Annotated in this window: 9 protein-coding genes; 5 read left to right on the forward strand and 4 right to left on the reverse strand. The window is 71.9% G+C overall.

Features of this window, described 5'->3' with window-relative positions; all coding sequences use genetic code 11:
• Positions 1-7: 7 nt before the first annotated feature.
• Positions 8-1,231: a multidrug effflux MFS transporter gene (locus WMF36_RS38400; protein WP_437575793.1), complete on the forward strand. Its 1,224-nt coding sequence runs from the start codon at positions 8-10 to the stop codon at positions 1,229-1,231.
• Here WMF36_RS38400 and WMF36_RS38405 read toward each other — a convergent pair.
• From WMF36_RS38405 to WMF36_RS38415, 3 genes are all read right to left on the reverse strand, one after another.
• Entirely contained in the window at positions 1,209-1,595 is a 387-nt protein-coding gene (locus WMF36_RS38405; RefSeq protein WP_437481473.1) for a hypothetical protein, read from the reverse strand. The two genes, WMF36_RS38400 and WMF36_RS38405, sit on opposite strands and share 23 nt — an antisense overlap.
• Before the next feature lie 264 nt (positions 1,596-1,859).
• Positions 1,860-2,819, reverse strand: coding sequence for a gluconeogenesis factor YvcK family protein (locus tag WMF36_RS38410; protein ID WP_437575794.1), 960 nt, complete (start codon positions 2,817-2,819; stop codon positions 1,860-1,862).
• Positions 2,820-2,864: 45 nt separating this feature from the next.
• Entirely contained in the window at positions 2,865-3,623 is a 759-nt protein-coding gene (locus WMF36_RS38415; protein ID WP_437582010.1) for a DNA methyltransferase, read from the reverse strand.
• A gap of 717 nt (positions 3,624-4,340) precedes the next feature.
• On the opposite strand from WMF36_RS38415, the gene WMF36_RS38420 reads away from it, so the two are divergent.
• Positions 4,341-5,102 carry a hypothetical protein gene (locus WMF36_RS38420; protein WP_437575795.1) on the forward strand — a complete coding sequence of 254 codons (762 nt, stop codon included), beginning with the start codon at positions 4,341-4,343 and terminating at the stop codon, positions 5,100-5,102.
• Positions 5,103-5,179: 77 nt separating this feature from the next.
• On the opposite strand, the gene WMF36_RS38425 is transcribed toward WMF36_RS38420, so the two are convergent.
• Positions 5,180-6,673, reverse strand: a complete 1,494-nt coding sequence (locus tag WMF36_RS38425) for a serine/threonine-protein kinase (RefSeq protein ID WP_437575796.1) — start codon at positions 6,671-6,673, stop codon at positions 5,180-5,182.
• A 161-nt stretch (positions 6,674-6,834) separates the two neighbouring features.
• Between WMF36_RS38425 and WMF36_RS38430 the strand changes: the two genes are divergently transcribed.
• The 3 genes from WMF36_RS38430 to WMF36_RS38440 all read left to right on the forward strand — a co-directional run bounded on the left by WMF36_RS38430 (position 6,835) and on the right by WMF36_RS38440 (position 13,331).
• Positions 6,835-10,851: a protein kinase domain-containing protein gene (locus WMF36_RS38430; RefSeq protein WP_437575797.1), complete on the forward strand. Its 4,017-nt coding sequence runs from the start codon at positions 6,835-6,837 to the stop codon at positions 10,849-10,851.
• A 444-nt stretch (positions 10,852-11,295) separates the two neighbouring features.
• Positions 11,296-12,108, forward strand: coding sequence for a hypothetical protein (locus WMF36_RS38435; RefSeq protein ID WP_437575798.1), 813 nt, complete (start codon positions 11,296-11,298; stop codon positions 12,106-12,108).
• 710 nt (positions 12,109-12,818) lie between these two features.
• A complete protein-coding gene (locus WMF36_RS38440; protein WP_437575799.1) occupies positions 12,819-13,331 on the forward strand; it encodes a hypothetical protein in 513 nt (170 codons plus the stop codon).
• Positions 13,332-13,368 lie beyond the last annotated feature (37 nt).

The following is a 13,368-nucleotide window of genomic DNA, read 5'->3' on the forward strand; positions in this document are numbered from 1 at the left end:
GCCCAAGATGCTGAGCTCGCCCGTCCCGCGAAGGAGCCCCGTTTTCCTCGCCCTCATCCTCGGTGCGCTCACCGCGCTGGGTCCGCTCTCGATCGACATGTACCTGCCGAGCCTGCCGACGCTGCAGCGCGACCTCGGCACCACCGCGTCCGCGGTGCAGCTCACGCTCGCGGCGTACTTCGCGGGGCTCGGGCTGGGCCAGCTCGCCTACGGACCGTTGACCGATCGGTTCGGCCGCAAGCGCCCCCTGTACGCCGGTCTTGCGCTCTACGTGCTCGCCTCGATCGGGTGCGCGCTCGCCCCGAACGTGCAGTCGCTCATCGCGCTGCGCTTCCTCCAGGCCGTCGGCGGCGCTGCGGGGCAGGTCGTGACGCGGGCCGTGGTCCGCGACCTCTACGCCGGGGCCGCCGCCGCGCGGCTGCTCTCGCTGCTCATGCTCGTCATGGGGGCCGCGCCCATCCTCGCGCCGACCCTCGGCGGCTGGTTGCTCCTCGTCGCCGGCTGGCGGGTCATCTTCGCGCTGCTCGCCGCGCTCGGCCTCGGATGCCTGGCGCTGATGGCCGCGGCGCTCCCCGAGACGGCGGTCGCGCGGACCGAGCGGCTCGACCTCCGGGCGATCGGCGCGCACCTGCGCGAGGTCGGGCGCGATCGCGCCTTCGTCGCGTACACGCTGACGGGCGCCTTCGCGCAGGCCGGCATGTTCGCGTACATCTCGGGCTCGCCGTTCGTGCTCATCGAGCTATTTCACGTCTCGCCCCAGCACTACGGCTGGCTCTTCGGCGCGAACGCGTTCGGCCTCATCGCCGGCGCCCAGGTGAACCACCGGCTGCTCGGGCGTCGCTCGCCGACCTGGCTGCTCGCGCGGGCGACGGCCGCGATCACCGCGGTCGGCGCGGTCCTCCTCGCCGTCGCGGTCAGCCGCTGGGGCGGGCTCGCCGCCATGGTCGGCTCGCTCTTCGCATTCGTGGCGAGCCTCGGCTTCATCGGCTCCAACGCGACGGCGCTGGCGATGGACGGGCAGGGCGCCCGCGCCGGGCTCGCCTCCGCGGCGCTCGGCTCGACTCAGTTCGCGATCGCGGCCGGCGCCTCGTCGCTGGTCGGTCTCCTGAACGACGGCTCCGCGCGACCGATGGCGGCCGTCATGGCGGCCTGCGGAGCGGCCTCCTGGGCCGCGGGCGCGGCGGCCCGGCGGCTCGACGCGCGGGCGCTCAGACCCGCGACGAGGCCTTGAACGAATCGGACACGACCTTCTTGGCGAAGTCGACGATCTGATCCCTGGGGGCGTTCTGGATCGCGTACTTGACCACGTAGCCGCCGGCGACGAGGGTGAGCTGGCGCAGGATCTTCGAGCTCGCGAGCACGCCGAGCGCAAACGCCGCCCCGCCGATCGCGAGCGGAACGATGTACGGGACGTCCTTGACCTTGCCCTGGATGTCCTTGGCGAACTTGAGCAGCATGTCGAGGCTCACCCCGCCCTCGCCGCCCTGCGCCTGCTGCGAGCTCGACTCCTGCGAGCCGCCCTCCTGCGCGCCGCCCTCGTAGATTCCGTTCTTGTACCCGGTCGAAGTGTACTGGTCATTACCGATGGTGGTCATAGCGCTCTACCTCGTCCTGAAATGATCAGCCTCTGAGATGGCGATAGCCCGGCTCTATGCGAAGCACATACCAATCTGGACGACGGCGCAACGGACGCCGCAGCGACGATGAGCCGAGCCACTTGCCGCGGCCGCCGGGGCGAGTCGCGTGCGCGGGCGCCCGGCAGCGATGGGGCAACCTGGTGAGGCGTGGCAAATGATCCCGCGCCGAGCGCTCCCGCGCGATCGGTGCACTCCATGTGGGCGCCGGACGTCCTCAGGGGCTCACCACCACGCGCGCTCCCGGGCGAGCGACACGATCGCGGACGAGAGCTTGTGTGGGTCGTGGCGGATCAGCTTGCCGCCGAACAGCAGGTCGGCGGGGACGAGGAGGTCGGAGGCGAGCCGCCTGTCCGGCGAGGTCACGACCGGCTCGGAGCCGGCGGAGGCGTACTCCGGGAGGCTGGCCGAGGGCCACACGTCGTTGAACAGCACCGCATCGAGCCGGGCCTCCCCGAGGTACATCGCGATGGTCCCCACGAAGTCCTCGACCGTGTAACCGGGCGTCTCGTTGGGCTTCGTCATGAGATTGCACACGAACAGCGCGCGGGCGCGGCTCGCCGCGATGGCCTCGCGCACCCCCTTGACGAGGAGGTTCGGGACGAGGCTCGTGTAGAGGTCGCCCGGCCCGAGGATGATGAGATCCGCGTCCGCGATCGCCTCGAGCGCCGCTGGATAGGCCCTGGCCTCGGGATCCAGATAGACCGAGAGCACGGGCGCATCGAGCATGTCGGAGAGGTTGTCAATCGACGCCTCCCCGCGGATGGTCCGGTCGTTCTCGAGATGCATCACGAGATCGACCTGATCCATCGTGACGGGGAGGACGCGGTTCTTGACGGAGAAGATCTCGTGCAGGCGCTCGACCGTGAGGGGGAGCGAGCCGGTGATCTCCTGCACCGCGGTGAATATCAGATTGCGCAGGGTGTGCCCGCCGAGGCTCCCCGACCGGAAGCGATGGCCGAGCAGCTCCTTCAGCGCCGCCGGGTGCTCGGACAGGGCGACGAGGCAACGTGTGAAGTCGCCGGGGGGCAGGAGGCCGTACTCGTCCCGGAGCCTGCCGGAGCTCCCGCCCGAGTCCATCATGGTCACGATCGCGGTGATGCGAGCGCTCAGGTCGCGCAGGCCCGTGAGGAGCGTATAATGGCCCGTTCCTCCTCCCACCGTCACGATCCTCGGCGTCGCCATGGGGGAGCAGGGTACCATGCGGAGGAGCGAGGCCGACACCGGCCGTCACGCCGCCGAGATCTCGACACGCGGCCGCGGCATGCACTTCGCGAGGCGGCTAGACGCGACGGCGTGGTATGCGGGCGCGATCTCGGCGCTGTAGCAGCGCCTCCCCGCGGCGAAGGCCGCCACCGCGACCGAGCAGAGCCCGCCGAACGGCTCCCAGACGACATCGCCCGGATCGGAAGAGGCCCGGATGATGCGATCGAGCAGCTTGAGGGGCTTCTGGTTGCCGTGGACGGAGCGGGTCTCCTCCTTGAAGCGCTCGGCGCCGCGGACCGCGGGCTCGCGCCAGACGTTGGTCACCCCGACCTCGCAATGGAACTTCGCTCGCAGGCTGGCCCATTCAGGGCCCGTCAGCGGCCGCTTGCCGTCGACCGAGAAGTAGGGCCGCCCCTCGGGGCGGCCGTGCGCGTTCGCGAACGCGACGATCCGCTCGAACGCCTCGGCCGGAGGATAATACCAGAGGTGGCAGCGCGTGAAATACTTCCTCGTGGCGGCGTTCTTCACGCCGCACGCCTCGTTCGTGTGGCGCAGCGGGAGTCCCGAGCGCTCCCATTCGTGCCGTAGCCAGGCCTTGAGGGGCAGCCCCACGCCGCCGCTCTCCAGGAGGACCTTGCGCACGTACTGCACGCACACCTCGCTCACGACCGGGAACTTGCGCAGCGTCCGGGTGTTCGCGTTGCCCGCGATGTGGGCGATCCCCTTGTCCCACACATGGCAGCTCCGGTACTCCCAGCCGTGCTGGTCGAGCAGCGGGTGCACGGTCGCCCAGCCGATCTCGGTCCCCCAGAACCACAGGGTGGCGGACGGCAAGGCGCGCTCCGACCAGGCGGCGACGTGGGGCGCGTACCACGCGCCGAGCTCCTTGTGCGTCGGCGGGTCGCCGGGAAAGCCGGAGACGCCATAAGCGCCGTCGGAGACGATCACCGTGGGCCTCGGCCAGGAGGCGTAGTGCTCCAGCGCGTCGCCGAGCGTCAGGACGGGGTGGGGGTCGGTCGATGCGCGCTTCGCGGGGGGCACGCGGCCATCCAATCCAACTGCGCGGATCTGTCAACAAAACGGCAGAGATAGGGGCCGGCGAGGCGGCCGGCGCCGCTGGGCCTCCCCGAGGGAGCGATCTTCTCCTGGAGCGTCCTCGCGAGCGCCCGGAGCTGACGTGCACGGGTGTCGTCCGGAGGAGACAGGCTGTGGAAATGGAGGGAACACTGTTCGAATGAAATCTCGCGTGGAACCGAGTGTGGAATCCCACGTCGACCCGAGCGTCGAACCGACGCGTCGACCCGAGCGACGCCCGTGGCTCGCTGTCGCGACGGTGATTGTAGCGGCCGACCGAGCGGCGTATGTTGAGCAGCTTCGTGCCCCCACTTCGCTTGGCCGGCACTCCACCGCGACGCCGGTGGAGCCGCCGGTGCTGGTGTACCCAGCCCACGCGGGACCATCGATTCCACACGGGAGGAAAGCATGAATGCAATGAATTGCATGAGCTCACGATCCGCTGTTCGCGCGCTTCCGGCCGTCGTCCTTTCGGGATTGAGCCTGCTCGCGCCGCTCCCGGCAGAGGCCCAGTCGGCCGAGGAGCCCAGCCATTTCCGATGGGCCGACACCCTCGTGACCCACATCGCCCCGGAGAACAACGAATACGGCAGCGGCACGAGCTATGTTCAATGGGCCGGCATCGAAGGAGCGACGGCGTACCGGAGCCGCAGCCTGTGCGCGTCGTTCGTCACCCACGTCCTCAAGCGGGCCTATGGTCTGTCGAGCTACGACATGACCCTGTGGTTCGGCAGCACAAGCCCCAACGCCGTCCTCTACCACGACAGGATCATCGATGAGGTCGGCTTCGAGCAGGTCCTGACGGTGAGCCAGATCGAGGAGGGCGACATCATCGCGATCGAGTATCCGTGGGGGAGCACGGCCTCCGGGCACGTCGCCATCGCGGCAGGGCCCGCGGTGCTGCGCTCGGCGACCTATCCGCTCGTCGCGGGGACGAGCCAGTACGCGCTCGCCGTCCTCGACGCGAGCACCACGGGCCACGGGACGACGGACACCCGGCACAACGCGGACGGCTCCTGGCACCCGGGCGTCGGGCGGGGCGTCATGCGCCTCTATGCGAGCAGCACCACCGGCGCGATCGCGGGACACGCCTGGAGCACGCAACCTGGCTCGACGTACTACGCGAAGCAGGCGCGCGATATCGTGATCGGCAGGGTCGCGGATCCCGATCTCTACCTGCCGCAGTAGCGGCGCGCCCCGACCTCCCGCGCCGCCAGGGCCGCAGCGCCGCCTGGTCCCGTCGGCAGGATGCCTGACGTACCGAGCTAGCGCGGGCTCGACGCCGTCGTCCGGCCCGCCACGCGCCGGAGCTCCGGCGCGTGCTCCAGCGGCTCCGCGTCGAGCTCGAGGCCGTCGAGCATCGCCGCCGTCGCGAGGACGCCGGGCAGCTGGACCTCCGGCGCCCACGCATCGAGCTCCATGAGCTCTCCGCCGACGACCTCCGACGAGCGCATCAGCACCCGGCCCGCGTGCAGGCACAGGTTCACGTGCACCCTCGCGTCGCGCCCCCCGCGCTCGACGAGCGCGCGCTCGAGCAGCAGCGCGGTCTCCACGATCTCCCGTCGCGCCGCCCGGTCCGACGGCTCCGGGGCGGCGAGCTCCCTGAAGAACAGCAGCGTATTGCCCGTCTCCATCGCCGCGTCGAGGCCCCTCGCCGCGAGGAAGCGCGACACGAGCGGCAGCACCTCGTCCAGATCGGCGAGCAGCGCGTCGTCGGGCTCGTCCGTGGCGCCGCATTCCGCGTACACCTCGACGTGAATCGCGCCCACCCGGCGCTCCTCCGGGCCCCCGCGCAGCGGCGCGACGCTCTTCCGCGCCGCGGCCACGGCCGCCCGGAACCCCTCGATGAACTCCCCCGCCGTCTGGTGCCGCGCGGCGGGATCCTTGGCCATCGCGCGGAGCACCACGCCGTCGAGCTCGGGGCTCACGGGCGCCTCGCGGCTCGGGCTCGGCGGGTGCACCCAGAGGTGCATGTGCAGGAGCGTCGCGAGCATCGAGTCGAGGAACGGGAGCTTGCCTGTCAGCATGTAGTACGCGAGCGCGCCGAGGGCGTAGACGTCCGTCCTCGCGTCCGCCGCCTGCCCCCGGATCTGCTCGGGCGCCATGCACGCCGGCGTGCCGAGCAGGTGGGCCTCCGTCGTGATGCCCGGCCCCGCGTCGTCGAGGATCTTGGCGACGCCGAAGTCGAGGAGGACCACGCGCGCAGGACGGCCCTCGTCGGCGATGAACACGTTGGAGGCCTTGAGATCGCGGTGGACGATCGCGCTCCGGTGGACCGCCGACAGCGCCTCGCAGACAGGCTCCAGGATCTCGAGCGCCTCCTCCGCGGAGAGCCGCCCGCGCGAGAGGAGGTACGACTGGAGATCGACCCCGCGGAGGAGCTCCATCGCGAAGAACGGCCGGCCTCCGGCGATCTCGCCGCAATCTAGGATGCGGATCACGTTGGGATGGTCGATCCGCCGGATCGTCTGGATCTCGCGCTCGAACCGCACGACCGCCTCGCGGGTGAACGCGAGCTCCGGGTGGAGCACCTTGACCGCAGCGCGCTTGCCGCTCTCCGCGTGCACGGCGCGGTAGACGACGCCGAAGCTGCCGTGAGCGATGCTCTCCTCGACGAGGTAGTCGCCCACCCGGCTGCCCGCGGGGAGCGTCTGCGGTCGCCCCGACGACGCAGGCGCTCCGCAGGTTTCCACGTACAGGAGCGCCCCGCCGGCGTCGCCGCCGCACGCCGTGTCGAGCGCGGCCTTCCTGTCCGACACGGCTCTCTGCACCGCATCGTCCTGGGTCAGGACCAACGAGCGAACGGTCTCTTGCCACACCCTCGGGGAAGAAGCACACCACGTGCCATCGGGGTGATCGGGGTGGATGAGGCCCTCGTCCAGGGCCTCGAACGGGCTAAGCTCTTGCCCAAGGAGGCAGCTTGCCCCGCTGTCAGGTCTGCCATCGCCGCATTTCCGGCACGAAGCCCTGCCCGCGCGACGCATGGCTCCCGCCGCCGAGCCGCCCCCTCGACGAGCCGCAGGAGCCCGCCCCGTCGCTCCCCGGGCTGACGCCGCTGCGGCGCATCGGCGCGGGCGGCTTCGCCACGGTGTGGGAGGCGGCGCGGGCGGAGGGCGGCGAGCCCGTCGCGCTCAAGGTGGGACGGTGGACGAGCCCGCTCATGGTGGAGCGGTTCCGGCGCGACGCGGAGGCGCTCGAGCAGGTGGGCCCGCCGCACGTGCCCCGGTGGATCGAGAGCGGCGCGCTCCGCGACGGGCGGCCCTTCATCGCGATGGAGCTCCTCCGCGGCCGGACGCTCGCCGACGTGCTCGCGGATCTCGAGGGCCCGCCGGGCGCCGCCGACGTCGTGGCGATGGGCGCGGCCCTCCTCGAGTCGCTCGCGGCGGCGCACGCGAAGGGCGTGATCCACCGCGATCTGAAGCCGGAGAACCTCCTCCTGGCCGAGGGGGGGCAGCGCCTCGCGCTCCTCGACTTCGGCCTGGCCAAGCATGCGCGCGCGCTGGAGGCGGACGACGGCATCACGCCCCGCGGCGCGGTCGCCGGCACCCCGGAGTACATGGCCCCGGAGCAGATCCGCGGCGACCCGATCCAGGACGAGCGCACGGACATCTACGCGTTCGGCGTGATCCTCTACGAGCTCCTGACGCTGCGGCTCCCGTTCACCGGCGATCGGGGCGAGATCGAGCACGGGCACCTCGCGCTCCGCCCGCACCGCCCCCACGAGTTCGCCGCGGTGCCCGACGAGCTGGAGAGGCTCGTCCTCGCCTGCCTCGCGAAGGAGCCCGAGCGCCGCCCGCCCGACGTCGCCGCGCTGAGGCGCGCGCTCGCGCAGGCCTGCCCGGGCGGCGCACAGCCCGCGCCGAACGCGCAACCCGCGCGCGGCGCGCTGCTCACCGAGGGCCGGCAGCCCGCGGTCGTGCTCGTGGCCGAGGCGAAGGGCGCGTCCGCCGCCGTGATGAGCGCCGTGGCCGCGCGCAAGGGGTTCGTGGCGAGGCAGCGCGGGGGCCGGCTCGTGTGCGTGTTCTCGGGCCTCGACGCGGACGATCCGGTGAGCGCCGCGATCGCGGTCGCCCGCGAGGTCGAGGAGCGGTACGCGGGGCGCGCGGCCGTGCACATCGCCGGGCTGATCGTGCGCCGCAAGGAGCAGGGGCCGCCCGCGGCCTACGGCGCCCCGGTCGAGCAGCCCGACGCCTGGATGCCCCGCGGCGACTTTCGCGGCGTCGCGCTCACCGCGGACCTCGTGCGCGCCTTGCCCGAGGGCGAGCTCCGCGGGCTCTCGCGCGACCCCGCGCTCTCGCCCACGCCCGGCGCGGCGTTCTACCGGCTCGCCGCGCGCTCGCGCCCCCCGCCGGGCTCCGCGAGCGCCGTGCCGCTCGTCGGCCGCGACGAGATCGTCGGCGCGCTCGCGGTGAGCATGGAGGCGAGCCTGCCCGGCGGGTGCCCTGGCCTGTTCACGCTGATCGGCGAGGGGGGCCTCGGCAAGTCGCGCCTGACGGACGAGGCGGTCGCGCTCGTCCGGCGCATGCAGGAGGGGGCGCAGCTCATCGCCCTGCGCGCGGCGCAGCCGCTCGCGGGCGAGCGCGCGTCGAGCCAGCTCCTCGCCCGCGTGCTCGACGTGGACGCCGCCGCGCCGCCCGACGACGTGCGGGCGCTCTGCGCGGAGCGCCTCGGCGAGGCGCTCGCCGAGGAGGCGTGGACGGCGGTGGCCGCGGCGCTCGGATGGATGCCGCCGGAGCAGGCGGGCGTGTCGCCGTGGTCCCTGCGGCAGAGCACGATGCGCGCGATCGCCGAGGGGCTCCGGCGCCGCGCGCGCGAGGCGCCGGTCGCGGTGCTCCTCGATGACGCGCACTGGGCCGACGACGCGGCGCTCGACGCGCTCGAGCTCGCGACGCTCGACGCGCCGGGCTGCTCGCTCTGGGTGCTCGTGGCGGCGCACCCGAGGTTCGAGGACATGCGCCGGAGCTGGGGCGCGCGCGCAGAGCGGCACGATCGCGCGGTGCTCGGGCGGCTCTCGGAGCAGGACGCGATGCGGCTCGCGGCCGAGCTCCTCCTGCCGGCGGAGTACCCGCCCGAGGCCGCGCTCCGGCAGCTCGCGAGCTGGTCCGGGTACAACCCGTCCTGCCTGACGGAGCTCGTCCGCGCGCTGAAGCGCACGGGCGCGGTCCAGCGGCGCCCGACGGGGGCCTTCTTCGTGGCGACCGCGGCGCTCGAAAAGCTCCCGCCGCTGCCCGTACGGCAGTGGCTGGCCGCGCGCCGGCTCGACACGCTCTCGCCCGAGCTCGCGGCCTGCGTGCGGCTCTGCTCCGCGCTCGGCCCCGATTTCACCCGGGAGGAGGTGGAGGCGATCCAGGACGCGGTCGAGCAGGCGGGCGGAGCGAGCACGCCGATCGACGCCGGGGTCGGCCTGGGCGCGCTGTGCTCGCTGTCCCTGCTCGTGCGCGGCGAGCGGGGGATCCACGCGTTCGAGAGCGCGACGTTCCGGGATGCGGTCTACGACGCGCTCGCGCCTCTGCAGCGCCAGACGATCCACGCGCACGCGCTCGCGTTCTGGCGAGCGCGCGTGGATCCCGGCGCCCCGGACCGGCGGGGGCTCGGGCACCTGGCGCAGCACGCGGCCGCGTGCGGCGAGCGCGCGACGGCGGCGGCGGCCCACCTCGCGCTCGGCGACCGGGCGACGGCGAGCCACGACAGCGTCGAGGCCGACCAGCGCTACACGGCCGCGCTCGCGCTGCTGGAAGAGGGCGACGCGCGGCGGCGCGCCCACGCGCTCGCCGGCCGCGGCAAGGCGCGGTACTGCCTGCACCGGATCCCCGAGGCGCTCGCGGATCTCGCGCTCGCGCGGGAGCTCGCGCGGGGGCTCGGCGACGACCGGCTCGCCGCGGAGCTCCTGTTCGAGGAGGCGACGGCGCTGGATCACGCGACCGACTACGCGGCGTCGGCGCAGCGCGCGTCCGAGGCGCGCGCCCTCGTCGAGCGCCTCGGGGATCGCAGGCTGGACAACCGCCTGCGGATGGCGCTCGGCCGCTCGTGCTGGCGTCAGCAGCGGGTGGCGGAGGCGATCGAGCTCCTGGATCGCGCGTCGGCCGGCGCCGCGGCGGAGGGCGACCAGGAGACGCGGGTCATCGCGCTGCTGCTCCTGTCGATGGCGCTCGTGATCGCGGGCCGGCTCGGCGACGCCGAGGCGCGCTTCTGCGAGGTGATCGCGCTCTCCAGGGAGATGAAGGATCGGCTGCACCTCTGCTCGGCGTACGCCAACCGCGCGTACCTGTGGGCTGCCCTGAGCGCGCCCGAGCGCGGGCTCCAGGACCTGAGCCGCGCGGTCGAGCTCGCGCGCGAGATCGGCAACCCTGGGCCCGAGCATGTCGCGACGCACAACCTCGCCGAGCTCTTGCACTGGTGCGGGCGCGAGGACGAGGCGCTCGCGCTGGCGCGCCGCTCGCGCGTGCTCGACGAGCGCTTCGGCGAGCGCGCTGCCCCGGACGACGCGCTGCTCATCGCCCGCATCCAGGCGGCGCGCGGTGATGTCAGGGAGGCGGCGCGCCTCGTCGCGTGGGTCGCCGAGCGGTGCCGCCCCGACGCCTCGGCGCCGGCGCTGTTCGCGCTGTTCCGGACGCTGAAGCTGGTGCTCGCGGCCGAGGGGCTCGAGATCCCCGCGGGCGCGGAGGAGCCGGAGGACAGCTGGGAGGCGCTCACCGATCTCGCGGAGCGGACCTTGCCGGTGGAGGAGCTGCTCGAGGTGCTCTACTTCCGCGCGCGCGCGGCCGCCTCCGCCGGGCGTCACCCGGAGGCGTCGGCGGTGCTCGACAGGGCGCGGCCCGTGCTCGCCGGCTGCCGCATGTGGCAGCCTCGCTTCGAGGCGGTGACGGCGCTGCTGCCGGCGCCTGCCGAGCCGTCCGAGGGCGGATCGCACCCGGGCGCGCTGGCGCGCAGCGAATGACGAAAGCTGCGTCCGAGTGCGCCCGGAACCCCGGTGCAAATCGCCTCAGCGTGGCGAGAGGGTGTCGCGGCGCCGGTGCTTCGATGGTGCCCCCCGCGGGCGAGAATCCGGGTGGGAATCACGCAATGCGGCGTGCGCTGGATCGATCCCTCGAGCTGAGGCATTTCGCCTCAGCTCGCGGCACGACGCCGATGGAGGGGTTGCTGCGGAGCTCAACCCGGGTGCTCGGCGTGCGGAGCTCGACCTCGCGGCGCTCCGCCTCGGTGCGACGGGGGTGGAAGCGGTCAGGCATGGCCCGACGATTGCAAGGATTTAAGGAAACCCCACCGCACTCGAAAAGAGAGGCACCCCATGAGGCTCACCGCGCTACGGACGGTCGTTGCGATTCCATGTCTCGCGTTGTTCGGCTGCGCATCCAGCGCCGAGCCGGGCTCCGAGGAGGCCGTGGGCACGTCGGAAGAGGCGTTGATATCGACCAACCGCCTCTCGATGAATCGCCTCTCGATGAATCGCCTCTCGATGAACAGCCTCTCGATGAGCCGCCTCACCGCGGACGGCCGCGCGCTGACCACCACGGATCTGCTGCTCGACGAGGACGGTCGTGAGCTCCTCCGCTACACGATCGCGTGTGCGCTCCCGGAGGGGCAGTCGCTCGTCGGCGAGGTCGGAGCGACGACGTACAGGTTCGATGGGCGGATCGGCCTCGCGCCCGGCTGGTTGCGCTCCCCGCTCCCCGAGAAGTCGCAGCGCTGGGTCACGGCGTGCCTGCTGGCGCACGTGAACGGGTACGGCGTCGAGGTCGCCATCTCGCTGCGCGGCCGCCATCCAGCGCTGGCCACGGACAGCGCGGAGCGGCGGATCTACCAGCAGGAGGAGATCTCCTTCTTCGGCAACGCATTCCAGCCGCTCGGCAGGCGCGACGAGCTCGGCGACATCGGCTCGCGGATGTATTCGTGCGGCGGCGCCTTGCTCCAGCTGTCGTGCGCCGGCAACGAGACCGCCTTCGTGCCGGGGCGGACGTGCGCGTCGAAGAACGACTGCAGCCTCGACTTCCTTGGCCCGTGCCGCGACCTGTCGGACTTGAAGGGCAGCGTGTGCAAGGACGCCTCCCTCGACGGGTACGAGCGCTGCCAGGCCGCAGCGAGCAACCTGGCGGACAAGCCCAGGACGACCCATTACGACGAGGTCGTCACGGTGTTTCTGCAGCGGCCTGACTTCTCCTCCTTCTATCCGCTCTGCACGCCCCTGTTCCCCTGAGCGAGCCCGCCTGCCACGCCGTGCGACCGCGTGATCCGCGGGGCGGCGCGCCTCATCCTCCCGACCGGCTACACCGTCGTCGACTGGGCTGGCATGCAGGGCGGAGAGACGGGGGCATGAGCTCTTCAATGGCAAGAAGGAAGGCTGCGTGAAGGTCGTGTTCGAGCCCTGAAGGCCTGGCGCGACCGAGGCGCCGTACCGTGCCTCGACCCGACCGAGGCAATCCGTTGTTCATCGGCGAACGGCGAATCTACCAATACGACCGAGGCCGAGGCACGCGCTCGTGCACCCGGGCGCAGGTGATTGCCGTGTCCTCCTCCACCAGCTCGGGCGGGAGCGAGATCGCAATGGCGGCCTCTCAGGCCAATGCTGCTTGGCGATGCTCGACCGGGCAATCGCGGCGTCCATTCGGAATCGGAATCGGAATCGGAATCGGAGGCATTGCCGCCATGCGCGTCGGGTGACGAGATACGTGGCATCTGCGACGACGGCGCGGGGCCGGCGCCGGTGCCCGTGACCGATCCGTGGACAACGTGGGTCGGATCTCCAGGCCTCCAAGGCAACGTGGGTCAGTCCCAACAAGGTCCTCACGCCGAGCCCTCCGTTTCCAGTTGACATCCGCCACGACGCATGGATCAACCAAATTGAGCGCGTTCATGGTTGTCGACCTCGTGCGATACTCTCGCCCGCCATGTTGCTGGAGAGCTCCCATGCACCGACCCCTCCTCGCCCAAGGCCTCGTGCTGTCGCTCGCGCCGTTCGGGTGCTCGGCTAGCCCGGAAATTCCTGAAGCCTACGGCAAGGCGATCATGACCGTGAACGGGGAGGAGCTGGTGCTTGACACGGGCGATGACGGCCAATTGCCTGTCCCCCGATTCGACAACAGCTGGGACGTTGACTGCTCCCTCCTCAATGGCGAAACCAATCTGGAGCTGGTGGATCACTCGAAGGGCAGGAGGGGCTTCTACTACCTCGATCTCCACCTGCTCGGCAGCAAGCGCGAGGGCGGCGACGCCGCTGTCGTGAACATGCGAATGTACGTTGACGACGAGCTTTTTCATGGCTCCTGTCCGGCCACGCTCCGGACGTCTCAACAGGGGCCGCACGAATGCAAGTTCTCTTTTGCCAAGTGCGACTTGAACGTGTTCGGCGGTGACCAGGACGTTATCCCGGCGCGCCTCGATCTCGCCTCATTTCACTTGAAATGGTGCTCCGTCCCCTGAGCCGGCGCGCCCGCGATGCGTCGCGATGCGTCGCGAT

The sequence above is a fragment of the Sorangium sp. So ce887 genome, from assembly GCF_051521455.1.
GTDB lineage: Bacteria > Myxococcota_A > Polyangia > Polyangiales > Polyangiaceae > Sorangium.